This is a genomic window from Pseudomonas sp. 2995-1 (genome assembly GCF_002742505.1).
In the GTDB taxonomy this organism is placed as follows: Bacteria; Pseudomonadota; Gammaproteobacteria; order Pseudomonadales; family Pseudomonadaceae; genus Aquipseudomonas; species Aquipseudomonas sivasensis.
The window spans coordinates 105,272-130,377 of sequence record NZ_LJSA01000332.1; the positions used below are offsets into that span (position 1 = coordinate 105,272).

Below are 25,106 nucleotides of genomic sequence, written 5' to 3' on the forward strand. Positions count from 1 at the left end.
GTGAAACATTCGTCCGACGCTTTGCGATTTGGCCTCTAGACTCAGCTTGCTTATCATGATCCGCCCACAAGATCCCAAGAGTTGCTTATGCGCCGCCTGCTCACCGGCTGTTTGGTCACCCTGCTGCTATTACTCAATACGCTGATCCTGATCGGCCCCTTGCTGGTGTTCGCCCTGCTCAAGCTGGTGGCACCGGGGCGCTACCGTGACTATGCGTCATGGGCGGTGATGTGGATCGCCGAGACCTGGGCCGAGATCGACAAACTGATCTTCGCCCGCTGCATCCCGACGCAATGGGACATTCGCGGCGGCGACGACTTGCGCAGGGACACCTCCTACCTGGTCATCAGCAACCACCAGTCTTGGGTGGATATTCCGGCGCTGATCCAGGCGCTCAACCGGCGTACGCCGTTCTTTAAATTCTTCCTGAAAAAAGAACTGATCTGGGTGCCCTTCCTGGGCCTGGCCTGGTGGGCGCTGGATTACCCGTTCATGAAACGCTACACCAAGGCGTTCCTGGCCAAGCACCCCGAGCTGGCGGGCCAGGATTTGAAGATCACCAAACAAGCCTGTGAGCTGTTCAAGCGCCAGCCGGTGACGGTGGTCAATTACCTGGAAGGCACGCGGTTCAGCGAGGCCAAACACAGGCAGCAGGACTCACCCTTCACCCAGTTGCTCAAACCCAAGGCAGGCGGTGTGGCGTTTGTGCTGGCAGCGATGGGGGAACAGCTGGACGCAATCCTCGACGTCACGGTGGTCTATCCGCAGCAGAAGATTCCGGGGTTCTGGGACTTGATCAGCGGCGCGGTGCCGAAGGTGATCATCGACATCCAGACCCGTGAGCTGGACCCGGCGTTGTGGCAGGGAGATTACGAGAACGATCCGGCATTTCGCCAGACCGTCCAGAACTGGGTCAACCAGCTCTGGAAGGAGAAAGACGCGCGCATCGAACAACTGCGCGCGCAGAGCATTTAGCTGCCGGTGCCCCAGGCCTGGGCCAGTTTGCCCAGCACCGAACTGCTGGCGCCCTGGCCGCCCAGGTATTGCAGGATCACCGGAGCGAATTGGCCGATCATGCCGCTGTCCATGCCCAACGCGCTGAACGCGGTGTTGAGGTCGTTGGTGTTCTTCACGTTACCCAGCAAGCCGTCCAGGCCGCTGGTTTTGCTGCCACCGGTCTGGCCGAGCATCCCGCTCAAGGCCCCGAGGCTGCCCAATGCATTGTTGCCCGACAGCTGATCCAGGCCCGGCACACTGTTGCCCAGTTGCGAATAATCGTTGCCGCTCAGTTTGTTCTTGGCCAGGCCCAACATCGCGCCGGTGCCACCAACGGCTTGCTCGGGGGTGATATTGAGTTGCGAGGTCAGCGCGCTCAGCAAACCGGCCGTCTCGGACGACGGTGCGGCGGCAGCGGCTTTGTTGCTACCGCCCTGCATGCCGGAAATGGCATTGGCCGCATCACCAAGGCTGAAGCCCGCGGCGAGTACGGGGCCGGCCGCCAGAGTCATCAGGCAGGAAAGGGCGAAACCGCGTGAAATCTTCATTGAAACAACCTCTGGATATAGGTGCGAAAGCAGGCGTTTGACTGGGCATTCCGGGGGATTGTTCCCACACCCGCATCCGAATCGCCCTGCCCTACGTATAGGCTTCATACGCTGCCCGGAGCTGGATGGAATGAATGCCCAAGCTGAACTAACCTCTGCCTACCGTGCGCAGTCCCGTCGCCCTCAAACGAGAGCCTGGAGAAGCCCTATTACGCTCACTGATGCTGACACGTTGCGGCCCCTGCTGGCCCAATGCGCCTTGGGCAATCGCCAAGCGTTTGAAACGCTCTATCGCAGTGTTTCGCCGCGTCTGCACGGGGTCGCCATGGTGTTTATGGGACGCCAGGACCTGGCTGAAGAGGTGCTGCAGGAAGCCTTCGTACGCATCTGGTACAACGCCTCGCGCTACGAAGCCCACCTGGCGGCGCCGATGACCTGGATGATCAACATCACCCGCAACCTGGCCATCGACCAACTGCGTAAACGCCGCGAACAGCCTTTGGCCGACGGTCAACAGGACGCCTTGCTCGACGAAGGCCCCAGCGCCTACGAACGGCTCGACAGCGAACGCGAAGCCCGCACGCTCAACCGCTGCCTCGACACCCTCGACGACATGCAGCGTCAATCGATCACTGTGGCTTACTTCCAGGGCCTGTCGTGTTCGGAGTTGGCCGAACACTTGGCCGCGCCGCTGGGCTCGGTCAAATCCTGGATTCGCCGCGGCATGGAGCGCCTGCGCAGGTGCCTTGAATCATGAACTACAAAACCACAGCCCTGCGCCGCGCCCTGGCAGCCGACTACGCCATCGGACTGATGCCCGCCACCGCCCGTCGGCGTTTTGATGCGCTGTTATTGGAAGACGCCGCGCTGCGCGTTGAACTGGGCCATTGGCAGGAAGCGCTTGCCAGCCTGACCGGCGCATTGCCCGAGCGGCCGGTGCCCGAGCATGTGTGGGCGGGCATCAAGTCACGGATCGAGCCGCAGGTGCTGCACATGCCGGCCAAGAAACCGTTGTGGACGAACCTGCGACTGTGGGCGGCGGCGTTCGGGATTGTTATCGCAGTGCTGGTGGGCGTGTTGTACCAGCGCGACCTGGGTGTGGCGTACAACGCCACACTGGTCGCCGCCAACCAACAACCCGCGTTGCAGATCAAGGCCTTTGCCGACCACCTGCAAGTGGAACCCTTGTCACTGGCCGCCGTGACGTCGGCACAGGACCTGGAATTGTGGGCCATCAAGCCCGGAGGCAAACCGATCTCCCTGGGCCTGGTGCCCGCAGTGGGCAAAGGCCGAATCCAACTGAGCGAAGCGCAGCGAGCCTTGCTTACCGCACCGCTGACCTTGGCCGTGAGCCTGGAACCACACGGCGGCTCGCCCACCGGGCAACCCACCGGACCGGTGCTGTATCAGGGCCAATTGGCATCACTTTAACCTGCAAGGGGGGCCAGGAACCCATCGCGCAAACCAGAGTCCATGACAGCACTGAAAGCCCTGTCAGGAACAACGTTATGAGCGCGACACGCCCCACAATCATTGAGCCCAAGCCGCCTTTCTGGAGCCGTCCACGCCTGTTTATCGGCGTCTGCGTGGCCGTGATCGCCGGCCTCGGCGGCGCGTTCTACACTCAGGACAACGTCAAGTCCGCCGCCACCCTGATCACCACCACCCAACAGCCGGCGGCGCAGGTCATGGCGCACAAGGATTACCTGGAAGTGCAACCCATCGCCATCACCGCACCCGCGCCGGACCAGAGCCTGGAACTGTGGGCGATACCCGACGGCGGCAAGCCCGTGTCACTTGGACTGATACCGGAGGATGGCGAAGGCATCATCGGCTTGAACCCGAGGCAACAGGCCTCGATCAGCAAACCGGTGGAATTGATGGTGAGCGCGGAGAGCAAAGGCGGCTCAGTGAGCAAGCAACCGACGGGGCCGACGGTCTATCAGGGGGCTTTGGCAACGCGCTGAGCCCATTGCCGCAAGGGTGCTCTGAGCACCCCGTTTTTTATCAAAATTGAATCTAAGCCACTGTCATTTCTCACAGTAGATGCTTGATAAAAACTCCCTCAGCATTCAAGTCCAATGCACAAGGGAGTCTCTCTCATGAACCTCAACCGTGTTGTTTGCCTATTGGCAATGCTCACTGTGACCGGTCACGTCTTTGCACAAACTTCTTCCTGCCCCAAGCCTGCCGACATCAAGCAATACCGGATGGACAAAGGCGGCTACCACTATGTGGCTGATGGTCCTTTGGATCAGAAATGGGCCGGCGAGAACGAGACCGCCAAAGAACTGCGCATGGCAAGCCTGGAATTCACGGCGGCAAACTACAAGCCCATAAACGACGAGAGAAACAGCATGCCTGCGGTCATCTGTGATTACTCCGGGGCCGGCGATGACGCCCTGAGACTGGTACTAAAACCTGTGCATCAGTTCTCACATGCGCCCAATACGTTCTGGGAAGCCAACTACTGCAAGGCTAATGACAACTTGAAATGCATGTTCAACCATCAATGAACGTTGCGCTGCGTAGGGCTGATTTGTAGTCATCAGCCCTAACTCAGGTAGTCCGTTTCCGAAACGCTACCAACTTCCTTGTACACGCCTTACATCCCTTATGGCGCCTTCTTATAGTCCTGCACCTCAGTCTTGGAGGTGTACGCGATGCAGGGACCTTACGCATTTATCAATGAGCGGCCGCAGCCTTATCCGTTGCTCAAACTGAGCCTTTCTCTCACCCCAAATACCCAAATCAAGTTCGACATCCTCAACCAACACATTCGCAACACCGTAGTACTGCCTGGACATTTGGTCATTATCGGGGACAGCCGAACAGCTTCCTGTACCGCTGAAGAAGCCCGACTGATGCGATCGGCAGCCAACATCAAGCATGCGCTGTTGGCACACTCCGCCGCGGATCAATTTATGATCAAAAACTACGATCAATTGCAGACCATCATGTCCCATGCGTCTTTGGGCATCGGCAGTGTGAGCGGTGCTTGGATCAATCACCTGACGCAGATCGAGCAGACGCTCAAGGAAATCGATGAATTGCATAAGCAGTACCTGAGGAACGGTACCGTGAGTGCGAGAAATGAATTTCTGGCTAAGCGTAGGGCGTTGTTTGCGAGGCTGGATGGTCAACTGTCAGGGTTGGCACGGTTGGGGACGGGCCTGAAAAACGAAGGTTCGATTAAAAAGATGCTAGGGATTTCCACTAAGAGTTATTGGCATCATGGGGAGATTCGGGGGTATGAGGAGACTGTAAAGCGAGTAGCCAAGGCCTCAGAAATGTTGAAAAAAGGCACTTATATTGGGATCGCTCTGGATATTGGAGCGACTACGCTGGAGATAGCGGAGGCATGCTCCACCGGGCGTGAGCAAGAGTGTACTCAAGCGAAGTACGTTGAAGGAGGCAAATTGGTGTTTGCCGTTGGCGGTGCATACGCAGGAGGAAACATTGGTGCGGCTATCGGGATCGGTGCCTGCATGCTTGTTTTTGGCATACCTACAGCGGGCGCCGGGGCCCTGGCCTGCGCAATCGTAGGAGGCGCTGCAGGAGGGTTTGCCCTAGGCTCCGCCGCGAGCGACGTAGGTAAAGAAGCGGGCACCTTTCTCTACAAAACTTGGGGAGGCTAAATGGATCCGACATTTATCGGTATGTTGTCAGGAGCCATCATGCTACTCAGCCTCCCACTCAACTTTTATGTCATGTTCGATAAGCTCGACGCAGCGGAACATTATCTGCAACGCAGCACATACATCGTGGGGACGCAACATACTCTGCGCCGTTTGCCCTTTGAGGGGAGACACGTGCGCCTATATGTCGTGGCCACGGTTATTCTTCTGCCAAAATTATTTCAATGGAGAAACCTGATAGTCACGGAGGATATTGAAAAGATCCCAAGACGCCTCAGATGCTGGATGGTTATACCCGCACTCATTACCCATCTATCAGCCCTGACGATGTTTATCAGTTGGCTGTTAATAAAAGCTTGATCTCCACAAAACAAGGGCGACTCTAAGTCGCCCTTATCTATCAACTACGCCGCACTAAACAACTTATGCGGATCAATCACGAACTTCTTCGGCACGCCCGCATCGAACTCGCCATACCCACGTGGTGCGTCATCCAGGCTGATCACCTGCACACCGACGATTTCGGCAATGTTGATACGGTCCCACATGATCGCCTGCATCAGTTGGCGGTTGTACTTCATTACTGGCGTTTGCCCAGTGTGGAAGCTGTGGGATTTGGCCCAGCCCAGGCCGAAGCGGATGCTCAGGCTGCCCATCTTCGCCGCGGCATCCACAGCACCTGGATCTTCGGTGACGTACAGGCCGGGGATACCGATCTTGCCCGCCACACGCACCACGCCCATCAGTGAGTTGAGCACCGTGGCCGGGGCTTCGGCCTTGACGCCGTCGTGACCGTGACCGCGTGCTTCAAAGCCTACGCAGTCAACCGCGCAGTCCACTTCGGGCTCGCCGAGGAGCGCGGCGATTTGTTCGTGCAATGGGGTGTCGGTGGAGAGGTCGACGATTTCAAAACCCTGGGCCTTGGCGTGGGCCAGGCGGATGGAGTTGACGTCGCCGATGATCACCACCGCCGCGCCCAGCAGGCGTGCAGACGCAGCAGCTGCCAGGCCGACGGGACCGGCGCCGGCGATGTAGACGGTGCTGCCAGGGCCAACGCCAGCAGTCACCGCGCCGTGGTAGCCGGTCGGCAGAATGTCGGAGAGGCAGGTCAGGTCACGGATTTTCTCCATGGCCTTGTCACGGTCGGGCAGTTTCAGCAGGTTGAAGTCGGCGTACGGCACCAGCACGTATTCGGCCTGGCCACCGGTCCAGTCGCCCATGTCGACGTAGCCATAAGCACCACCGGCACGGGCCGGGTTGACGGTCAGGCACACGCCGGTGTGCTGTTCTTTGCAGGAGCGGCAGCGGCCGCAGGCGACGTTGAAGGGGACGGAAACCAGGTCGCCGATCTTCAGGTTTTCGACGTCGCTGCCCTTCTCGATCACTTCACCGGTGATCTCGTGACCGAGCACCAGGCCGGTCTGGGCGGTGGTGCGGCCGCGCACCATGTGTTGGTCGGAGCCGCAGATGTTGGTGGAGACCACGCGCAGGATGACGCCGTGTTCAATCTTCCTGCCACGGGGGTCCTGCATTTTGGGATAGTCGATTTTCTGTACTTCGACCTTGCCGTTGCCGAGATACACGACACCACGATTACCAGACATGCTTTCACCTCGCTGTTGTTTTTATGGAACTGCGTTGCCCGTTGGGTGGGCAGCGCGTTTAAGTGCTCGGGTACAGATGCTGTTATTGCGTTGTTTGTGAGGGCCTCATCGGGGGCAAGCCCCCTCCCACAGTTGACCGAGTTCTACCTTTGGAATGCGGTCGAATGTGGGAGGGGGCTTGCTCCCGATGGCGGCAGTCAGAGCACCACCGTCCGATTGGCATTCAAGAACACCCGCCGCTCAATGTGATACCCCACCGCCCGAGCCAATGTCAGCCCTTCGATGTCCCGCCCCTTGGCAATCAAATCCTCGGGATAGTGGCTGTGATCCACCACCTCCACGCCTTGGGCGATGATCGGACCTTCGTCCAGATCGTTGTTGATGTAATGCGCCGTAGCGCCGACGAGTTTCACGCCCTTGTTGTACGCCTGGTGATAAGGCTTGGCGCCCTTGAACCCCGGCAGCAACGAGTGGTGGATATTGATGGCCTTGCCGTCCAGCTTGCGGCACAGCTCCGGCGACAGCACTTGCATGTAGCGCGCAAGAATCACCAATTCGGCGCCCGTCTCTTCAATCACCTGCCACACCTGACGCTCCTGGGACGGTTTGTCGTTGGGGTCGAGGGGGAAATGGTAGTAGGGAATTTGATGCCAGTCGGCCAAAGGTTTGAGATCGGGATGGTTGGACACCACTGCGACCACATCCATAGACAGCTGACCGATACGCTGGCGGTACAGCAGGTCGTTTAGGCAGTGATCGGCCTTGGAGACCATGATCACCACTTTTGGCCGGTAGTTCGGCGCCGTCAGCTCGAAGATCATGCCAAAGGCTTCACCGCGCGTGGCCAGGCCATCGCGGAAAGCCTGCTCGTCGAAGCCGTCCGGCTGGCGGAATTCGACGCGAATAAAAAACCGACCCGAGAGACGGTCATCGAACGAATGGTGCTCGGTGACGTAGCAGCCCTGTTCGAACAGATAGCGGGTGACCGCGTCCACCGTGCCGAGCACGCTGGGGCAGTCGGCGGTCAAAATCCATGTATCGGGTGCGCGGCTCATACTGGAATCCTCAGGCCCTTGTGGCGAGGGGGCTTGTCCCCGTTGAGCTGCGAAGCAGCTCCAAAACCCGCCACTCGGTTATTGCAGAAAAAATGCGCTGACCTTAGTGGGACCGCTGCGCGCTCCAACGGGGGGCAAGCCCCCTCGCCACAAAAGCGCCCACTCGATCAGGCTTGAACGCTCAGGCCGAATTCGGCCGAGGCGTCCTGCAGCCACAACCACCAGTAATCCGAGAAGCTGCGACGAATCACCAGTTCCCAGGTGTCTTCAGCCGTGTGGCGGATCACCAATTGCGACTTGGCGAACACCGTGCCCACTGCCTTGCCCACCGGGAAGTTGTTGGGGTGCACGTCGTAGCTGGTGGATTTCATCAGCACATCACGCACGTTCGGGCCGCTCAGTTCGAGGATCTGCTGACCGCCGCTGACGTTGACGACCTGGATATGCAAATCACCCAGAGCGGCGCGCAGGTTTTGTTCGGCGGCGAATTCCTCACCGCTTGGCACGATCAGCAACCACTCATCCGGGCCGAGCCATTGCAGGCTGGTTTCGCCTTTGACAATGACCTGCAGGGCGCCGGGCAGTTCGATGCCCAGGGCCTTGTGCACGCCGGCGGCGAAGGCTGCGTCATGGCCGTCACCACGAAGGGTCAGGTGGCCGAGGAGTTTCTTTTCACGCACGGTCACGCCGGCGTTCTTGCGGCCCTTACCGACCAGGCTGGCGAGGTCGGCATGGTGCAGCGACGACTCGGCCTTGGCGCCGGAGGTGGGGCGTTGTTGGTAAACATTGGCTGCTGTCATAAAGCACCTATCTGAATTCTGGGGTGACTGTTCTGGCCTCATCGGGGGCAAGCCCCCTCCCACATTTGAAAGTATTCACCCATCAAAATGTGGGAGGAGGCTTGCTCCCGATGGCCGCGCCGCGGTCTATCAGATGTTCTGCCGATCACCCTTAGGATCAAAGAACACCGAAGACACAATCTCCGCCTCGATCACGCTGCCATCCGCCTGGGGTGAGAACACCCGCTCGCCGATGCGCTTCAAGCCGCCCTTCACCACGCCCATGGCAAACGAATAGCCCAGGGAGTTATGCGCATAACTTGAGGTGACGTGGCCGACCATCTTCATCGGGATCGACTGCTTCGGATCGAACACCAGTTGCGCGCCTTCCGGCAGCCACACAGTCGGGTCGATCGGTTTCAAGCCCACCAGTTGCTTACGCTCTTCGCGCACGCAGTCTTCACGGTTCATCCCACGCCAGCCGATCCACGAGAACGGTTTGGTGCGGCCAACGCACCAGCCCATGTTCAGGTCGTCCGGGGTCATCGAGCCGTCGGTGTCCTGGCCGACGATGATGAAGCCCTTCTCGGCCCGCAGTACGTGCATGGTTTCGGTGCCGTACGGGGTCAGGTTGTACTTCTTGCCGGCCGCGACGATCTGTTCCAGCACGCCCATGGCGTAGTCGGCCTGCACGTTGACTTCGTACGACAGCTCACCGGTAAACGAGATACGGAACACCCGCGCCGGCACACCGCCCACCAGGCCTTCTTTCCAAGTCATGAACGGGAAACCGTCCTTGTCCAGGTCGATGTCGGTGACTTCGGCCAGCAGCTTGCGGCTGTTAGGACCGGACAGGGTCATGGTCGCCCAATGGTCGGTGACCGAAGTGAAGTACACCTTGAGGTCCGGCCATTCGGTCTGTTGGTAGATTTCCAGCCACTGCAGCACACGGGCGGCGCCGCCGGTGGTGGTGGTCATCAGGAAGTGGTTGTCGGCGAGGCAGGCGGTGACGCCGTCGTCGAAGACCATGCCGTCTTCCTTGCACATCAGGCCGTAACGCGCCTTGCCCACATCGAGCTTGGTCCAGGCGTTGCTGTAGATGCGGTTGAGGAACTCGCGCGCATCCGGGCCCTGGATGTCGATCTTGCCGAGGGTGGACGCATCCAGCAGGCCGACGCTGTCGCGCACGGCCAGGCATTCGCGTTTCACCGCGGCGTGCAGGTCTTCACCGTTACGCGGGAAGTACCACGGGCGTTTCCACTGACCGACGTCTTCAAACTCGGCGCCGTTTTTCACGTGCCAGGCTTGCAGCGCGGTGTAGCGCACGGGTTCGAAGATGTGCCCACAGTGCCGGCCCGCTACCGCGCCGAAGGTCACCGGCGTGTAGTTGGGGCGGAACATCGTGGTGCCCATCTGCGGGATGGTCACGTTCAGCGAGCGCGCGGCAATCGCCAGGCCGTTGACGTTGCCGAGCTTGCCCTGGTCGGTGCCGAAGCCCAACGCGGTGTAGCGTTTGACGTGTTCCACCGACTCGAAACCTTCGCGGGTGGCGAGTTCGATGGCGGCGGCGGTGACGTCGTTCTGCAGGTCGACAAATTGCTTCGGCGCCCGTGCGGTAGCTTTCTCGTGAGGCACTTGGAACAGCGCCAGGGTTGGCTCTTCCAGACGGCTCAAGGCTTTTGGCAGCGTACCTTCCACCGGGGCAAAACCGGCTTCGCTGGCCGCGCGTACGCCGCCTTCAAAACCATCCGCCAGGGAATCGCCAAGGCCGTAGACGCCATTGATGCCACCGACGCACACACGTTTCTGCGGTGCTTCGCCCGGTACAAAACCGAGGATGTCTTCGCGCCAGGTCGGCTTGCCACCCAGGTGCGAGGCCAAGTGGACCACCGGGCTGTAGCCGCCGGAGCTGGCCACCAGGTCGCAGTCCAGCCACTCGCCGGGGCTGGTGACTTTATGCGCCTTGACGTCGATCGCGGCGATACGCGCAGCGGTCACGCGCTTGGTGCCACGAGCCTCGATCACGGCGCTGCCGGTGAGGATACGAATACCTTTGGCGCGAGCTTCTTCAACCAGCGCGCCGCGTGGGTTGTGGCGCACATCAGCCACCGCCACCACTTGCAGACCGGCATCGAGCCAGTCCAGCGCAACGCGGTAAGCGTGGTCGTTGTTGGTCGACAGCACCAGCTTTTTACCCGGCGCTACGCCATAGCGACGCACGTAGGTGGAAACCGCACCCGCGAGCATATTGCCCGGCACGTCGTTGTTGCCGTACACCAGCGGACGCTCGCAAGCACCGGTCGCCAGGACCACACGCTTGGCACGCACGCGGTGGATGCGCTGGCGCACCACACCAATCGGCGCACGGTCACCCAAGTGATCGGTGAGGCGCTCGTGAATGGTCAGGAAGTTATGGTCGTGGTAGCCGTTGACGGTGGCGCGGGGCAGCAGCACCACGTCCGGCAGGGATTTCAGTTCGGCAATGACACTCGCGACCCATTCAGTGGCCGGCTTGCCGTCGAGGCTTTCGCGGGAATCGAGCAGCGAACCGCCGAACTCTTCCTGCTCATCGGCGATGATCACGCGGGCACCGCTGCGCGCAGCAGCCAGTGCAGCAGCGAGGCCGGCGGGGCCTGCGCCGACCACCAGCACGTCGCAGTGACGGTTGAAGTTGTCGTAGGTGTCCGGGTCGTTCTCGGTCGGCGAGCGACCCAGCCCTGCGGCCTTACGGATGTACTTCTCGTAGGTCATCCAGAACGATTGCGGGTACATGAAGGTTTTGTAGTAGAAACCCGGCGGCATCAGCTTGCCGCCGACCTTGCCGAGAATGCCCATCATGTCGTTGTTGACGCTCGGCCAGCCGTTGGTGCTGGTGGCGACCAGGCCTTGGTACAGCGCCTGTTGCGTGGCGCGCACGTTAGGGATTTGCGTGGCTTCGGTGGCGCCGATCTGCAGCACCGCGTTTGGCTCTTCAGCGCCCGCAGCAAAGATGCCCCGTGGACGCGAGTACTTGAAGCTGCGGCCAATGATGTCGACGCCGTTGGCCAGCAATGCAGCGGCCAGGGTATCGCCTTCAAAGCCTTTGTAGCTCTGGCCGTTGAAGCTGAAGGTCAGGACTTTATTCCGGTCGATCCGGCCACCGTTGGACAGGCGATTGATCTGGCTCATACCTTCTCTCCAGAGGCCTTGGCGGTGAATTGCGGCTTCTCACCGATCTTGTAGGTTTCAAGAATTTCGTAGGTCACGGTGTCGCGGGTCGCGTTGAAATATTGGCGGCAACCGGCGGCATGGATCCACAGTTCGTGATGCAGGCCGCGCGGGTTGTCGCGGAAGAACATGTAGTCGCCCCACTGCTCGTCGGTGCAGGCATTCGGGTCCAGCGGGCGCGGGATGTGCGCTTGGCCGGACGCGTGGAATTCCTCTTCGGAGCGCAGTTCGCCACAGTGAGGACAGAAGATATGCAACATAGGAAATTTCTCCTGTTAGTGGGCGACGGCCGCAGCGCCGTGTTCGTCGATCAACGCACCGTTGTGGAAACGGTCGATGGAGAAAGGTGCAGCCAATGGGTGCATTTCACCCTTGGCGAGACTCGCGGCAAACACGTTGCCTGAGCCCGGCGTAGCCTTGAAGCCACCGGTGCCCCAACCGCAGTTGAAGAACATGTTCGGCACTGGGGTCTTGGAGATGATCGGGCAGGCGTCCGGCGTGGTGTCGACGATGCCGCCCCACTGACGGTTCATGCGCACGCGCGACAGCACCGGGAACATCTCGACGATGGCCTGGATGGTGTGTTCGATCACCGGGTACGAGCCGCGCTGGCCGTAGCCGTTGTAGCCGTCGATACCGGCGCCGATCACCAGGTCGCCCTTGTCGGACTGGCTGATGTAACCGTGCACGGCGTTGGACATGATCACGCTGTCGATAATCGGCTTGATCGGCTCCGACACCAACGCTTGCAGCGGGTGGGATTCGATCGGCAGGCGGAAACCCGCGAGCGAAGCCATGTGGCCGGAGTTACCCGCCGTCACCACACCGACGCGCTTGGCGCCGATAAAACCCTTGTTGGTTTCCACACCGATGCACACGCCGTTTTCCTTGCGGAAACCGATCACTTCGGTCTGCTGGATCAGGTCCACGCCGAGTGCGTCAGCGGCGCGGGCAAAGCCCCAGGCCACGGCATCGTGACGGGCCACGCCGCCGCGACGTTGCACGGTGGCGCCAAGCACCGGGTAGCGGGTGTTCTTGGAGCAATCCAGGTACGGAATCTCGTCGGCCACTTGCTTGGCATTGAGCAGTTCGCCGTCCACGCCGTTGAGGCGGTTGGCGCTCACTCGGCGCTCGGAATCACGGATGTCCTGCAGGGTGTGGCACAGGTTGTAGACGCCACGCTGAGAGAACATCACGTTGTAGTTCAGGTCCTGGGACAGGCCTTCCCACAGTTTCATCGCGTGTTCGTACAGGTGCGCCGACTCATCCCACAGGTAGTTGGAACGCACGATGGTGGTGTTGCGCGCGGTGTTACCACCGCCCAACCAACCTTTCTCGACCACGGCCACGTTGGTGATGCCGTGCTCTTTCGCCAAGTAGTAGGCGGTCGCCAGACCATGCCCGCCGCCGCCGACGATAACCACGTCGTAGACCTTTTTCGGGGTCGGCGTGCGCCACATCTTCTGCCAGTTTTCGTGGTGGCTGAGGGAGTGCTTGAAGAGGCCGAAGCCCGAGTAGCGTTGCATAGTCATTACTCCAAAACCGCGCTCAGCGATAAACCGGGAAATCAGCGCACAGGGCAGACACGTGCTTGGCCACGTTGGCCTCGACGTCGGCATCGCCGAGGTTGTCGAGGATGTCGCAGATCCAGCCGGCCAACTCAACACACTGCGCCACTTTGAAACCGCGCGTGGTCACCGCCGGGGTGCCGATGCGAAGGCCCGAGGTCACGAACGGCGACTGCGGGTCATTCGGCACGGCGTTTTTGTTGACGGTGATGTGGGCGCGACCGAGGGCGGCATCCGCCTCTTTGCCGGTGAGGCCCTGACGGATCAGGCTGACCAGGAACAAGTGGTTATCGGTGCCGCCGGACACTACATCGTAGCCGCGTTTGATAAACACGCCGGCCATGGCCTGGGCGTTGTCGATCACCTGCTGCTGGTAGACCTTGAAGCCTGGCTCCTGGGCTTCCTTGAAGCACACGGCCTTGCCGGCGATCACATGCATCAGCGGGCCGCCCTGGGCGCCAGGGAACACGGCGGCGTTGAGTTTCTTTTCAATTTCTTCGTTGGCCTTGGCCAGGATCAAACCGCCACGTGGACCGCGCAGGGTCTTGTGGGTAGTGGTGGTGACCACGTCTGCGTAGGGCAGCGGGTTCGGGTACAGGCCGGCGGCAACCAGGCCGGCGACGTGGGCCATGTCGACGAACAGCAGCGCGCCGACTTTGTCAGCGATGGCGCGAAAGCGTGGGAAATCCAGGGTCTTGGAGTAGGCAGAGAAACCGGCCACCACCATTTTCGGCTTGTGCTCGACGGCCAGGCGCTCGACTTCGTCGTAGTCGATCAAGCCGGTATCCGTGTTGATGCCGTACTGCACCGCGTTGTAGAGCTTGCCCGAGGACGACACTTTGGCGCCGTGGGTCAGGTGACCGCCGTGGGCCAGGCTCATGCCCAGGATGGTGTCGCCGGCATTGATCAACGCCAGGTACACAGCGCTGTTGGCAGACGAACCGGAGTGTGGCTGCACGTTGGCGTAATCGGCGCCGAACAGTTGCTTGGCGCGCTCGATGGCCAGGGCTTCAACCTTGTCCACGTGCTCGCAGCCGCCGTAGTAGCGCTTGCCTGGGTAGCCTTCGGCGTATTTGTTGGTGAGGCCGCTGCCTTGAGCTTCCATCACACGCTTGCTGGTGTAGTTCTCCGACGCGATCAGCTCGATATGATCTTCCTGACGCTGCTCTTCGGCATTCATGGCCGCCAGCAGTGCGTCGTCATATCCCTGGATCTGGTCTTGTTTGCTGAACATCGCGTCTCTCCCAGCCTTTCGTATTGTTGAGGCCCGTCGCAGGGCCCTTTGATGCGATGGTAGGGCTGGCGCAGACAGGCCAAATGCCTACGGACGCCACGCAAAGGTGCGTTTACGACATTGCCGGAACAACACAGAACAAATGTGGGAGGGGGCTTGCTCCCGATAGCGGTGTGTCAGCCACAGCATGTGCAAGCTGATCCACCGCTATCGGGAGCAAGCCCCCTCCCACAATGGGTCAGGTGATGAACTTGCGAAGGAGTAGCAGCAGCAGGAAATGCGCGGGATAGAGCACATACGCCCAACGACGCATGGCCGGGGGCCCGGCGCTATTGGCATGTCGCAATAAGACCAAGCCCGCCAATGGCGCAATCAGGCATGCAGCCAACCCCAACAGCGCCACCGGCGTGCCGCTATTGAGCAGGATCTGCCACTGGTTGGCCGCGACGCAGACCAGGCCCGGCAACACACTGAAATACCAAGGCCGACTAAACACCAGCAGCATCGCCAATGGCAGCAATACACCAAAGAAACCGAACATTAAGTGGGATGAAAATACGGCCGCTATCGTGGCGGCGATCAACGCCAATCCTCGATCAATAAGCGCCTTCTGCTGCCATCCTCGGGCAACCAGCAAGCCCAAGGCCAAGGTCGGCAGCACATTCAACGTATCGGCATCGTCGATAAACATCCGGTACGGCACTTCGCTGATCACACTGAACAGCAGCAGCCAGCCCAGGTAACGCCAATGCCCAGTCACCGGTGCGTTTGCGACGCGGTGCAGGTTCGCCGCAATCGCCAGGCAAAACCACGGGAACGCCAAGCGCCCCGGTACGTAGAGGCCATCGAGGCTCAAGCCGACATAACGCAGGTGGTCGAGCACCATGCTCAGCAGCGCCAGCCACTTGAGCAAATCCAAAGCGCCATCACGGACACGTCCGACAGGTATCGTTTCAGTACCGTGCATAATTCCCCAGTGACTTTGCATTTACAGAGCGTGCGTACGCCCGACAATCTTGGTTAAAGTGCGCACCAACATCGACCACAGGAATGGGCCATGACCGACAAGAGCCAACAATTCGCCAGTGACAACTATTCGGGCATTTGCCCGGAAGCCTGGGCCGCCATGGAACAAGCCAACCAAGGCCATCAGCGCGCGTATGGCGATGATGAATGGACCCACCGCGCCGCCGACGGTTTCCGCAACCTGTTCGAAACCGACTGCGAAGTGTTCTTCGCCTTCAACGGCACCGCCGCCAATTCACTGGCGCTGTCCTCCTTGTGCCAGAGCTACCATAGCGTGATTTGCTCGGAAACGGCCCACGTCGAAACCGACGAATGCGGCGCGCCAGAGTTTTTCTCCAACGGCTCCAAACTGCTCGTAGCCCGCACCGAAAACGGCAAGCTGACCCCGGAATCGATCCGCGAGATCGCGCTCAAACGCCAAGACATCCATTACCCCAAACCGCGCGTAGTCACCCTGACCCAAGCCACTGAAGTCGGCAGCGTGTACACCCCGGAAGAAATCCGCGCCATCAGCGCCACTTGCAAAGAACTGGGCCTGAACCTGCACATGGACGGCGCGCGCTTTTCCAACGCCTGCGCCTTCCTCGGCTGCTCGCCAGCAGACCTGACCTGGAAAGCCGGTGTGGACGTACTGTGCTTTGGCGGCACCAAGAACGGCATGGCCGTGGGGGAAGCGATCCTGTTCTTCAACCACAAGCTGGCCGAAGACTTCGACTACCGCTGCAAACAGGCCGGCCAGCTCGCGTCGAAGATGCGCTTCCTGTCGGCGCCATGGGTGGGGCTGCTGGAAAACGACGCCTGGCTCAAACATGCACGCCACGCCAACCACTGCGCACAACTGCTGAGCAGCCTGGTGGCGGATATTCCGGGCGTGGAATTGATGTTCCCGGTACAGGCCAACGGCGTATTCCTGCAACTCTCGGAACCGGCCATTGCCGCGTTGACCGCCAAGGGCTGGCGCTTCTACACCTTCATCGGTAAAGGCGGCGCGCGATTCATGTGCGCGTGGGATACCGAGGAAGAGCGCGTGCGCGAACTGGCCGCAGACATCCGCGAAGTCATGGGCGCCTGACAATCACTCACTGATGTGCATAAAAATGTGGGAGGGGGCTTGCTCCCGATGGCGGTGGGTCAGCTTGCACATGCAGTGACCGACACTCTGCTATCGGGAGCAAGCCCCCTCCCACATGTGGACTGTGTTGTGCCTGCAGGAAGAGCGCGTGCGCGAACTGGCCGCAGACATCCGCGAAGTCATGGGCGCCTGACAATCACTCACTGATGTGCATAAAAATGTGGGAGGGGGCTTGCTCCCGATGGCGGTGGGTCAGCTTGCACATGCAGTGACCGACACTCTGCTATCGGGAGCAAGCCCCCTCCCACATGTGGACTGTGTTGTGCCTGCAGGAAGAGCGCGTGCGCGAACTGGCCGCAGACATCCGCGAAGTCATGGGCGCCTGACAATCACTCACTGATGTGCATAAAAATGTGGGAGGGGGCTTGCTCCCGATGGCGGTGGGTCAGCTTGCACATGCAGTGACCGACACTCTGCTATCGGGAGCAAGCCCCCTCCCACATGTGGACTGTGTTGTGCCTGCAGGAAGAGCGCGTGCGCGAACTGGCCGCAGACATCCGCGAAGTCATGGGCGCCTGACAATCACTCACTGATGTGCATAAAAAATGTAGGAGGGGGCTTGCTCCCGATGGCGGTGGGTCAGCTTGCACATGCAGTGACTGACACCCTGCTATCGGGAGCAAGCCCCCTCCCACATTTGGACCGTGTTGTGCCTGGAGGAAGAGCGCGTGCGAACTGGCCGCAGACATCCGCGAAGTCATGGGTGCCTGACAATCACTCACTGATGTACATAAAAAAATGTGGGAGGGGGCTTGCTCCCGATGGCGGTGGGTCAGCTTGCACATGCAGTGGCTGACACTCTGCTATCGGGAGCAAGCCCCCTCCCACATTTGGACGGTGTTGTGCCTGCAGGAAGAGCGTGCGCGAACTGGCCGCAGACATCCGCGAAGTCATGGGTGCCTGACAATGACTCACTGATGTGCATAAAAAATGTGAGAGGGGGCTTGCTCCCGATGGCGGTGGGTCAGCTTGCACATGCAGTGACTGACACTCTGCTATCGGGAGCAAGCCTCCTCCCACATGTGGACTGTGTTGTGCCTGGAGGAAGAGCGTGCGCGAACTGGCCGCAGACATCCGCGAAGTCATGGGCGCCTGACAACGACTCACTGATGTACATAAAAAATGTGGGAGGGGGCTTGCTCCCGATGGCGGTGGGTCAGCTTGCACATGCAGTGACTGACACCCTGCTATCGGGAGCAAGCCCCCTCTCACATTTGGACTGCGTTGTGCCTGCTTGAGCAATCAGAACTCGATACGCACATCCCCCTTCGGCACGCTGCAGCACGACAGGATGTAACCGTCGGCTTCGTCTTCCTCGGTGATCCCGCCGTTGTGGTCCATCTCGACCTCCCCGCCCAGCTTCATCACCTTGCACGTTCCGCAAATACCCATGCCGCAAGCTTTCGGGATCAACAGCCCAAGCTTGGCCGCCGCTGCGTGCACGGTCTCGCCCGGCGCCACGCGGATGCTCTTGCCTGACGAAATGAATTCCACCTGATGCAGGTCTGCCAAATCGATTTCCGGCGCGTCGGCCGCTTGTTCGGCTTGTTCCACCGCGTCGGCACGAGCTTCCGGCGGCGTAGCACCGAAGGATTCCTCGTGATAGCGCGCCATGTCGAACCCGGCCACTTCCAGCAGGCGCTTGACCGCGTTCATGTACGGCGTCGGGCCGCAGCAGAACACTTCGCGCTCCAGGAAGTCGGGCACCATCAGTTCGAGCATCTTGTGGTTCAGGTAGCCCCGATAACCGGCCCAAGGCTCGCCCAGACCGTGCTTCTCACATATCAGGTGCAGGCTGAAGTTATCGATCCGCGACGCCATGTGCTCCAGCTCGCGGTGGTAAATGATGTCTTTGGGCGAGCGGGCGCTGTGGATAAAGGTCATGTCGACATTGGCGTTGGTGTCGTAGAACCAACGCGCCATGGACATCACGGGAGTAATCCCCACACCGCCGCTGAGGTACAAGACTTTGGGGCTTGGGAAGTCGATGGCGTTGAACAACCCCACCGGTCCGTGTACCGCCAGCTCCTGACCTTCGTGCAGCGTGTCGTGCAGCCAGTTGGACACCTTGCCGCCCGGCACACGCTTGATGGTCACCGAGAAGCTGTAAGGCACCGAGGGCGAGCTCGAAATCGTGTACGAGCGCATGATCGGCTGGCCTTCGATTTCCAGCTCCAGGGTGACAAATTGCCCCGGCTTGAAAAAGAACAGGATCGGCTGGTCGGCCATGAAGCAAAAGGTGCGCACGTCCCAGGTTTCCTGGATGACTTTGACGCAACGGACGATGTGCCGACCATTGGCCCAGGTCTGGGTAGTTACTGGATTCAGGAAACTGTTGGACATGCTGATTCTCCACTGCCGATATTCGGCTTTATGGTGGCGATTCTGCGTAACGCGAGAACCACCCATTTACCTATCTGCGACATTCACATACTTATCGCGACCAGCCCCCAACGACAGGGGGTTGCGCGTCGGGATCAGATTGGGCCATGTCGCCCATGGATAAGGATCGTCGCAACGCCGGCCCCACACTCGCACCCAACAACTACGCTTTCTTTACGCCTTGCATAGCATCAACCGTAGCCACTATTCGCCGGCCACACAGAATGGCCATGAGGACACACACGATGGACGTCACCGCAACCTTAAGCTTGGGCGATCCGCTGGAACCCGCACGCAAGGCCACCGCGCAAATGCTGCAAGAGCGCGAGCGCACGTTTTCGCTGCCGCAGCCGTTCTACTCTGATGACCGGCTGTTTGATATCGACATGCAGGAGATTTTCCAGAAAGAGTGGTTGATCGCTGGCATGACCTGCGAAATTCCCGCCAAGGGCAACTACCTGACCCTGCAAATCGGCAAGAACCCGATCATCGTGATTCGTGGCGCCGAAGGCGTGGTGCATGCGTTCCACAACGTCTGCCGCCATCGTGGTTCGCGCCTGTGCACCAGTGACAAGGGCAAGGTCGCCAAACTGGTGTGTCACTACCACCAGTGGACTTACGAGCTGGACGGCCGCCTGCTGTTTGCCGGTACCGAAATGGGCGCCGACTTCGACATGAAGCAGTACGGTTTGAAGCCGGTGAACGTGAAGACCGCCGGTGGCTACATCTTCATCAGCCTGGCCGAGAACCCGCCGGCCATTGATGACTTCCTGTCGACCCTGAACCACTACATGGAACCGTACGACATGGAGAACACCAAGGTGGCGGTGCAAACCACCTTGATGGAAAAAGCCAACTGGAAGCTGGTGCTGGAAAACAACCGCGAGTGCTACCACTGCAACGCCTCGCACCCGGAACTGCTCAAGACCCTGCTGGAATGGGACGATGTCACCGACCCGCGTGCCGACCAGGCGTTCAAGGACCACGTGGCCGCCTCCGCAGCCGCTTGGGACGCGGAAAAAATTCCTTACGCCCACGCCAGCTTCGGCCTGCGCAACCGCATCGTGCGCATGCCGCTGCTCAAGGGCACTGTGTCGATGACGCTGGACGGCAAGCAAGGCTGCGCCAAGCTGATGGGCCGCATCAAAAACCCCGATCTGGGCTCGATGCGCATCCTGCACCTGCCGCATTCCTGGAACCACTGCATGGGCGATCACATCATCGTGTTCACCGTGTGGCCAATCAGCGCCCAGGAAACCATGGTCACCACCAAGTGGATCGTGCACAAGGACGCCGTCGAAGGCGTGGACTACGACGTGGAGCGCATGCGCCAAGTGTGGGACGCCACCAACGACCAGGACCGTCGCTTGGCCGAAGAGAACCAGCGCGGGATCAACTCCACCGCTTACCAGCCAGGGCCGTACTCCAAGACCTATGAGTTCGGCGTGGTGAACTTTGTGGACTGGTACAGCGAGCGCCTGCTGAGCAATCTGGGCGCTGCACCGGCGCCTTACCTCAAAGGCGTGGCTGCACACGAATAATCGATACCCGCAGCTCAACAAGGTGGGAGGGGGACAAGCCCCCTCCCGCACTTGAACCTCACACTGCTCAATATTTGATCAAATCTCTCGCAAGCCTCTGCCAGCGCGCCCTCCAGCCTTTACCAAACAACTTATCCACAAAGCCACCCACAGTAATTGTGGGCAACTGGCTTACTTGTCCAAAATTAACTGAAGAAAATCCGTGACTTATTCAACTCCACGGGTTTCGCCCTGCTTTGATCAATTTATGATCAATAGCCTGCAAGCCACGTAATACAAAGCCCACAGCGGTACGCAAACACCTTATCCACAGATCCGCCAACAGACTTTGGGGGCAACTCTGGCGACGCTGTGGAAAACCGCCTCAACCCTTCATAAACCGGGGCATCTACCGGTTTATCGGAACAAATAGGCCGAATTGATCAAAATACAACCAACTCACTGAGAGCCGCTGTTTATATGGCCTGTAGCTGATAGCGAACATCTTATCCACAGAACCGCCAACAGAGTTTGGGGGCAAGTCGAGAATGGGCAGCGTCCTTATCCACATCAAAACGCCTGTAAAAACCGCCACTTAGCCTGGTTGTTTTTCGTACAGCGCGCTGTAGGCCTTGATTTACAAGCTCTGTGGACAACCACAAACACCTTATCCACAGGCACGTGCACAGTGATTGTGGGTAACCACCGCTTATCGGCCAACTGTACAAAAAATACTCAGATTCAAAGTTCATCTACACTCACTTTTGCAGTTATATCCATTGGCCTGGGTTAATGCAGAAGTCCTTGGCGCGATAGAGGGAGATAGATCAGTGATAGGGCGGGGTCATTCCAGCCATCACTGCGCCAAAGGTTTTACGCTGATTGAATTACTACTGACGCTGGCCTTACTGGCCACGCTTTCGACAGTGGCTTATCCGCTGACGGCGTTGATGGGTAAACGCGACAGGGAACTTGACCTGCAACGCTCGTTGCGGGAAATACGCCGTGGGATCGACGCCTACAAAGAAGCCAGCGACGACGGACGTATTGAAAAAAGTATCAGCGACAGCGGTTATCCACCCTCCCTCCAAGCATTAGTCGAGGGGGTCACGGACAAGACCGATCTCAAAGGCAAAAAACTCTTCTTCCTGCGCCGCATCCCCCGCGACCCCGTCTGCGAGTGTCCGGAACTGTTGCCCGCGCAAACCTGGCAACTGCGCAGTTACAAGAGCACCGCTGATAACCCACAAGAGGGGGAAGATGTATTCGACGTTTCGTCCCGCAGCACTCGGGAGAGTTTGAATGGAACGTCATACAGCCAGTGGTAATCGGGGTTTTACCCTGATCGAGTTGCTGGTGGTGATGGCTATCATCGCCACCCTCATGACCCTCGTGACACCCCAGTATTTTCGCCAGCACGCCAAGGCCCAGGAAACCGTGCTGCGCCATAACCTGTCTTCCATCCGCCAGGCCCTGGACCAATACCGTGAAGACCACGGCAACAATCCCGAGTCCCTGCAAGCCCTGGTCGACCGGCGCTATTTGCGCGAAATCCCCATGGACCCGCTCACCGGCAAGCGCGACACCTGGCAACTGCAACCCTCCGACGAACAAGGCCTGGGCGACGTGCGCAGCGGTGCGCCCGGCAGCGCCCACGACGGGAGCGCCTATGCAGACTGGTAAACACAGCCAGGACGGCTCGGTGTTCATGGGCATGTTGGTGACAGTGGCCGTGGTGGCGGTGATGTTGATGGAAACAGGCACGCTGTGGTCCAGCGTGTTGCAGCGCGAGCGTGAGTTGGAACTGCTGGCGCGAGGCAATGAGATTCGGCGGGCGATCGGCCTGTACTACGCCGCCGGTAATACGTTCCCCAAGTCCCTCGAAGATTTGGTGCTGGACCGCCGCCAACCGACCATCAAGCGCTACCTGCGCCGGGTCTATGACGACCCGCTGACCGGCACCGCCGATTGGGGCGTGGTCCCGGGGCCGGGTGAAACGATCATGGGCGTGTTCAGCAACGCCAGCGGCACGCCGTTCAAGCAAAGCAACTTTGCGGTGATCAATCAGAGTTTTACAGGGCAAGGCAGTTATCAAGGGTGGGTGTTTCTGTACGGCCCTGGACAGAGTAACCCTCCAATCCCCAGCGCTCCCCGTGGAGACCAGCCCAACCAATGATGCCCTTGCACACACACTGATCGTTCCAGCCGTTCGGAACTTTTCTATCTGAATTGAGGCGGACTACAACATGAATAACCTACAGCGCTACACAAGGAACTTGATTAACTGGGTGCTCGCACTGGCAATTCTGATGCCGGCGCTGGCGATAGCCCATGGCGGCGTGGATACACCCATCGCACGACAGATCCACTGCAGAATGCTTCCGGACTTTTGGTCAGGTAGCAATAGTGACGCGGGGTGCGCAGCACTGGACGAAATAAGTGGGAGGTATCCAGGTCAACAATGGAATGAAGTCGCGCATTTGATCCGGGCGCCCGGTTATGAGGACCTGGAGACCGTCAAGCGAGAAGTGCCGGACGGCAAACTGTGCTCGGCAGCCGACAGCGAAAAAGACGGCCTGAACCTGGTGGGGAACGAATCGCCGCCGAAGGCGAAATGGGATTGGCACCGCACCGACGTGACGCCCGAAAACGGCAAAATGGACGTGCGCATCATCGGCACGGCGCCCCACGTGCCCAGTTTTGCGCGGGTGTTCCTGACCAAACCAGGCGTTGACCCGACCCGCGCGCCCTTGACCTGGAATGACTTGACCCTTATCCACACCGAGCAATTCACGGTCGCGCAAACCAACTGGGGCAACAAGCCACCGGCTATTTCGGCCTCGGGATACTTCAAAATGTCAGTACCGGTTCCGGCACAGCAGTCCGGCAAGGCGACGCTCTTCGTGCAATGGCAGCGCATAGATCCGGCCGGGGAAGGGTTCTACAACTGCAGCGACATTAACATCGTCGGGGGCGGTATTCCGGAGCGCTGGCGCGAGCTTGGCCAGTTCATCGACGCCGTCATGGGCGCCCTCAAACCCGGTGACGCCGTGCGCTTCCGCATCCTCGACAACACCCCGCGAGCCCAAGAGGTCGTCGATATAACCCTGCCCATCACGGCGGCCAATCTGGACGCGAAAATCTGGGGCCAACAACTGGCCAGTCAGATCAATGCGAGCATCGCCAAAGTCGGGGAAAAGCACGGCAACGACATTGCGTTCAACTCAGCCGACCCAAGCGCCAACTCAGTGTTCGTCCAGAACGAGGGTTACTCCAAGGCGATGTCCATCATTCCGGGTGGGGAAACGCCTGTTAACCCAGCGCCACCGGTTGCCCGTATTACCGGCCCCACTTCGTTGAAGTCCGGACAGGCATTTACCTTCAGTGGCACGGGCTCGACCGGTAGCAACGGGCAACTGCTCTACCAATGGGCGGTGCCTGGGATGACCGGGGCGCAGAACGCCGCCAACGTCAGCGGTACTGCCTACACCGTCACAGAGGCGACCCCGTTCAAGGCACGCCTGAATGTGCGCGACCAGCAAAACGGCAAGACCAGCCAGGCGGAGTTCGACTTCACGGTGACTCCGGACAGCGGCGGCGGAGAGTATCCGGCCTACGTAGAGGGCACACCGTACAAAGCCGGGGACACCGTGAGCAACCGCGGCAAGAACTATCGCTGCAAACCGCATCCTTATACCGCTTGGTGTGCGGGCGCGGCATGGGCTTATGCACCGGGGACCGGCACTGCATGGGACCAGGCTTGGGATGAGATGAAATAAGCCGACGCGCATATTCATTAACTCGATAACCCCAAGAGCCAAACGTTATAGGGCGCCTCACGGCGCCTTATATCGACGAACGCTACAGTTGTAGAGGTGTAATTCGAATAGCGATGCAGTACTACCGGCGGTGCCCGCTCAAACGCGGGCCGGGAGATGGCTACACAACCGCCGTGCCTTGGCACTCCCACAGGGTATCTCCATGTACAGTCGCACCTTTTTCCGCACCCGCTCCTGCGGTTTCACCTTGCTTGAGCTGCTGGTAGTCCTGCTGATCATCGCCCTGCTCGCCAGCTACGTCGGGCCGAAGATGTTTGATCGATTGGAACTGGCCAAGGTGCAAACAGCCCAGGGGCAGATGAAGTCCCTTGCCGATGCCTTGCATCAGTACCGCTTGGACAATGGCACCTACCCCGACGAAACACTCGGCCTGAATGCGCTCACGACGCGCCCCGCCAACGCGAACAATTGGCAGGGGCCGTACCTCAAGTCACTGCCGCCAGACCCATGGGGCAACCCTTACCTTTTCAAGAACCCCGGCACTGCGCCCAACGACGCAGAGATCATCTGCCTGGGCCGAGACGGCAAAGCCGGCGGTGAGAACACCTACGCCGACATCGTCTACGGGCTGTGACCCA

At 59.8% G+C, this 25,106-nt stretch carries 24 protein-coding genes; 14 read left to right on the forward strand and 10 right to left on the reverse strand.

Going from position 1 to position 25,106, the window contains the following annotated elements; genetic code table 11:
- The first annotated feature begins 87 nt into the window (after positions 1-87).
- Positions 88-975: an acyltransferase gene (locus tag AOA61_RS09435; RefSeq protein WP_099601657.1), complete on the forward strand. Its 888-nt coding sequence runs from the start codon at positions 88-90 to the stop codon at positions 973-975.
- On the opposite strand, the gene AOA61_RS09440 is transcribed toward AOA61_RS09435, so the two are convergent.
- Entirely contained in the window at positions 972-1,544 is a 573-nt protein-coding gene (locus AOA61_RS09440) for a DUF2780 domain-containing protein (RefSeq protein WP_032883963.1), read from the reverse strand. The two genes, AOA61_RS09435 and AOA61_RS09440, sit on opposite strands and share 4 nt — an antisense overlap.
- 130 nt (positions 1,545-1,674) lie before the next feature.
- Here AOA61_RS09440 and AOA61_RS09445 point away from each other — a divergent pair, with 130 nt between their 5' ends.
- From AOA61_RS09445 to AOA61_RS09470, 6 genes are all read left to right on the forward strand, one after another.
- Positions 1,675-2,301: a sigma-70 family RNA polymerase sigma factor gene (locus AOA61_RS09445; RefSeq protein ID WP_099601658.1), complete on the forward strand. Its 627-nt coding sequence runs from the start codon at positions 1,675-1,677 to the stop codon at positions 2,299-2,301.
- Complete coding sequence (locus AOA61_RS09450; RefSeq protein ID WP_095185074.1) at positions 2,298-2,975, forward strand: anti-sigma factor; 678 nt, start codon at positions 2,298-2,300, stop codon at positions 2,973-2,975. Before AOA61_RS09445 ends, AOA61_RS09450 begins: the two co-directional genes overlap by 4 nt.
- Positions 2,976-3,052: 77 nt before the next feature.
- Positions 3,053-3,511: an anti-sigma factor gene (locus AOA61_RS09455; RefSeq protein ID WP_032883966.1), complete on the forward strand. Its 459-nt coding sequence runs from the start codon at positions 3,053-3,055 to the stop codon at positions 3,509-3,511.
- A 135-nt stretch (positions 3,512-3,646) separates the two neighbouring features.
- Positions 3,647-4,060, forward strand: a complete 414-nt coding sequence (locus AOA61_RS09460; RefSeq protein ID WP_158234797.1) for a DUF3757 domain-containing protein — start codon at positions 3,647-3,649, stop codon at positions 4,058-4,060.
- Positions 4,061-4,207: 147 nt separating this feature from the next.
- Positions 4,208-5,182 (forward strand): hypothetical protein, encoded by a 975-nt coding sequence (locus tag AOA61_RS09465; RefSeq protein WP_099601660.1) that lies wholly within the window; start codon positions 4,208-4,210, stop codon positions 5,180-5,182.
- Positions 5,183-5,542 carry a hypothetical protein gene (locus AOA61_RS09470; protein ID WP_099601661.1) on the forward strand — a complete coding sequence of 120 codons (360 nt, stop codon included), beginning with the start codon at positions 5,183-5,185 and terminating at the stop codon, positions 5,540-5,542.
- Positions 5,543-5,586: 44 nt separating this feature from the next.
- On the opposite strand, the gene fdhA is transcribed toward AOA61_RS09470, so the two are convergent.
- The 8 genes from fdhA to AOA61_RS09510 form a co-directional block, all read right to left on the reverse strand.
- Positions 5,587-6,786 carry a formaldehyde dehydrogenase, glutathione-independent gene (gene fdhA, locus AOA61_RS09475; protein WP_005792122.1) on the reverse strand — a complete coding sequence of 400 codons (1,200 nt, stop codon included), beginning with the start codon at positions 6,784-6,786 and terminating at the stop codon, positions 5,587-5,589.
- Positions 6,787-6,983: 197 nt separating this feature from the next.
- Complete coding sequence (gene purU / locus AOA61_RS09480) at positions 6,984-7,841, reverse strand: formyltetrahydrofolate deformylase (protein ID WP_032883972.1); 858 nt, start codon at positions 7,839-7,841, stop codon at positions 6,984-6,986.
- A 167-nt stretch (positions 7,842-8,008) separates the two neighbouring features.
- The gene (locus tag AOA61_RS09485) at positions 8,009-8,641 is read right to left on the reverse strand and encodes a sarcosine oxidase subunit gamma (protein WP_032883974.1); all 633 of its coding nucleotides are present in this window, start codon (positions 8,639-8,641) and stop codon (positions 8,009-8,011) included.
- 129 nt (positions 8,642-8,770) lie between these two features.
- A complete protein-coding gene (locus AOA61_RS09490) occupies positions 8,771-11,788 on the reverse strand; it encodes a sarcosine oxidase subunit alpha (protein ID WP_032883975.1) in 3,018 nt (1,005 codons plus the stop codon).
- Positions 11,785-12,087, reverse strand: coding sequence for a sarcosine oxidase subunit delta (locus tag AOA61_RS09495; RefSeq protein ID WP_003194855.1), 303 nt, complete (start codon positions 12,085-12,087; stop codon positions 11,785-11,787). Before AOA61_RS09495 ends, AOA61_RS09490 begins: the two co-directional genes overlap by 4 nt.
- Before the next feature lie 15 nt (positions 12,088-12,102).
- A complete protein-coding gene (locus tag AOA61_RS09500; protein WP_010207084.1) occupies positions 12,103-13,353 on the reverse strand; it encodes a sarcosine oxidase subunit beta in 1,251 nt (416 codons plus the stop codon).
- 22 nt (positions 13,354-13,375) lie between these two features.
- On the reverse strand, positions 13,376-14,629 hold the full coding sequence (gene glyA, locus AOA61_RS09505; RefSeq protein WP_032883977.1) for a serine hydroxymethyltransferase: 1,254 nt from the start codon (positions 14,627-14,629) through the stop codon (positions 13,376-13,378).
- Positions 14,630-14,867: 238 nt separating this feature from the next.
- Positions 14,868-15,596, reverse strand: a complete 729-nt coding sequence (locus tag AOA61_RS09510; RefSeq protein WP_032883979.1) for a TraX family protein — start codon at positions 15,594-15,596, stop codon at positions 14,868-14,870.
- Positions 15,597-15,686: 90 nt separating this feature from the next.
- On the opposite strand from AOA61_RS09510, the gene AOA61_RS09515 reads away from it, so the two are divergent.
- On the forward strand, positions 15,687-16,727 hold the full coding sequence (locus AOA61_RS09515; RefSeq protein WP_032883981.1) for a low specificity L-threonine aldolase: 1,041 nt from the start codon (positions 15,687-15,689) through the stop codon (positions 16,725-16,727).
- A gap of 1,302 nt (positions 16,728-18,029) precedes the next feature.
- Here AOA61_RS09515 and gbcB read toward each other — a convergent pair.
- Positions 18,030-19,130 carry a glycine-betaine demethylase subunit GbcB gene (gbcB, locus tag AOA61_RS09520; RefSeq protein WP_032883983.1) on the reverse strand — a complete coding sequence of 367 codons (1,101 nt, stop codon included), beginning with the start codon at positions 19,128-19,130 and terminating at the stop codon, positions 18,030-18,032.
- A 284-nt stretch (positions 19,131-19,414) separates the two neighbouring features.
- Between gbcB and gbcA the strand changes: the two genes are divergently transcribed.
- From gbcA to gspG, 6 genes are all read left to right on the forward strand, one after another.
- Complete coding sequence (gene gbcA, locus AOA61_RS09530) at positions 19,415-20,710, forward strand: glycine-betaine demethylase subunit GbcA (RefSeq protein WP_032883986.1); 1,296 nt, start codon at positions 19,415-19,417, stop codon at positions 20,708-20,710.
- Positions 20,711-21,522: 812 nt separating this feature from the next.
- Positions 21,523-22,017, forward strand: a complete 495-nt coding sequence (locus tag AOA61_RS09535) for a prepilin-type N-terminal cleavage/methylation domain-containing protein (protein WP_032884512.1) — start codon at positions 21,523-21,525, stop codon at positions 22,015-22,017.
- The gene (locus AOA61_RS09540; RefSeq protein WP_032883989.1) at positions 21,992-22,372 is read left to right on the forward strand and encodes a type II secretion system protein; all 381 of its coding nucleotides are present in this window, start codon (positions 21,992-21,994) and stop codon (positions 22,370-22,372) included. The genes AOA61_RS09535 and AOA61_RS09540 overlap by 26 nt, the downstream gene beginning before the upstream one ends.
- Positions 22,359-22,865 (forward strand): type II secretion system protein, encoded by a 507-nt coding sequence (locus AOA61_RS09545; protein ID WP_178075193.1) that lies wholly within the window; start codon positions 22,359-22,361, stop codon positions 22,863-22,865. Before AOA61_RS09540 ends, AOA61_RS09545 begins: the two co-directional genes overlap by 14 nt.
- Positions 22,866-22,935: 70 nt before the next feature.
- On the forward strand, positions 22,936-24,468 hold the full coding sequence (locus AOA61_RS09550) for a lytic polysaccharide monooxygenase (protein ID WP_099601662.1): 1,533 nt from the start codon (positions 22,936-22,938) through the stop codon (positions 24,466-24,468).
- 202 nt (positions 24,469-24,670) lie between these two features.
- Positions 24,671-25,102, forward strand: a complete 432-nt coding sequence (gene gspG, locus AOA61_RS09555) for a type II secretion system major pseudopilin GspG (RefSeq protein ID WP_032883993.1) — start codon at positions 24,671-24,673, stop codon at positions 25,100-25,102.
- The last annotated feature ends 4 nt before the right edge of the window (positions 25,103-25,106 follow it).

Coding starts and splice junctions, on each gene's coding strand:
- gspG (WP_032883993.1), top strand. CDS start 24,671: ATGTACAGTCGCACCTTTTTCCGCACCCGCTCCTGCGGTTTCACCTTG.
- AOA61_RS09550 (WP_099601662.1), top strand. CDS start 22,936: ATGAATAACCTACAGCGCTACACAAGGAACTTGATTAACTGGGTGCTC.
- AOA61_RS09445 (WP_099601658.1), top strand. CDS start 1,675: ATGAATGCCCAAGCTGAACTAACCTCTGCCTACCGTGCGCAGTCCCGT.
- AOA61_RS09435 (WP_099601657.1), top strand. CDS start 88: ATGCGCCGCCTGCTCACCGGCTGTTTGGTCACCCTGCTGCTATTACTC.
- AOA61_RS09500 (WP_010207084.1), bottom strand. CDS start 13,353: ATGCAACGCTACTCGGGCTTCGGCCTCTTCAAGCACTCCCTCAGCCAC.
- AOA61_RS09460 (WP_158234797.1), top strand. CDS start 3,647: ATGAACCTCAACCGTGTTGTTTGCCTATTGGCAATGCTCACTGTGACC.
- fdhA (WP_005792122.1), bottom strand. CDS start 6,786: ATGTCTGGTAATCGTGGTGTCGTGTATCTCGGCAACGGCAAGGTCGAA.
- AOA61_RS09440 (WP_032883963.1), bottom strand. CDS start 1,544: ATGAAGATTTCACGCGGTTTCGCCCTTTCCTGCCTGATGACTCTGGCG.
- AOA61_RS09485 (WP_032883974.1), bottom strand. CDS start 8,641: ATGACAGCAGCCAATGTTTACCAACAACGCCCCACCTCCGGCGCCAAG.
- AOA61_RS09465 (WP_099601660.1), top strand. CDS start 4,208: ATGCAGGGACCTTACGCATTTATCAATGAGCGGCCGCAGCCTTATCCG.
- AOA61_RS09455 (WP_032883966.1), top strand. CDS start 3,053: ATGAGCGCGACACGCCCCACAATCATTGAGCCCAAGCCGCCTTTCTGG.
- AOA61_RS09450 (WP_095185074.1), top strand. CDS start 2,298: ATGAACTACAAAACCACAGCCCTGCGCCGCGCCCTGGCAGCCGACTAC.
- AOA61_RS09545 (WP_178075193.1), top strand. CDS start 22,359: ATGCAGACTGGTAAACACAGCCAGGACGGCTCGGTGTTCATGGGCATG.
- AOA61_RS09495 (WP_003194855.1), bottom strand. CDS start 12,087: ATGTTGCATATCTTCTGTCCTCACTGTGGCGAACTGCGCTCCGAAGAG.
- AOA61_RS09470 (WP_099601661.1), top strand. CDS start 5,183: ATGGATCCGACATTTATCGGTATGTTGTCAGGAGCCATCATGCTACTC.
- AOA61_RS09490 (WP_032883975.1), bottom strand. CDS start 11,788: ATGAGCCAGATCAATCGCCTGTCCAACGGTGGCCGGATCGACCGGAAT.
- gbcB (WP_032883983.1), bottom strand. CDS start 19,130: ATGTCCAACAGTTTCCTGAATCCAGTAACTACCCAGACCTGGGCCAAT.
- purU (WP_032883972.1), bottom strand. CDS start 7,841: ATGAGCCGCGCACCCGATACATGGATTTTGACCGCCGACTGCCCCAGC.
- gbcA (WP_032883986.1), top strand. CDS start 19,415: ATGGACGTCACCGCAACCTTAAGCTTGGGCGATCCGCTGGAACCCGCA.
- glyA (WP_032883977.1), bottom strand. CDS start 14,629: ATGTTCAGCAAACAAGACCAGATCCAGGGATATGACGACGCACTGCTG.
- AOA61_RS09510 (WP_032883979.1), bottom strand. CDS start 15,596: ATGCACGGTACTGAAACGATACCTGTCGGACGTGTCCGTGATGGCGCT.
- AOA61_RS09540 (WP_032883989.1), top strand. CDS start 21,992: ATGGAACGTCATACAGCCAGTGGTAATCGGGGTTTTACCCTGATCGAG.
- AOA61_RS09515 (WP_032883981.1), top strand. CDS start 15,687: ATGACCGACAAGAGCCAACAATTCGCCAGTGACAACTATTCGGGCATT.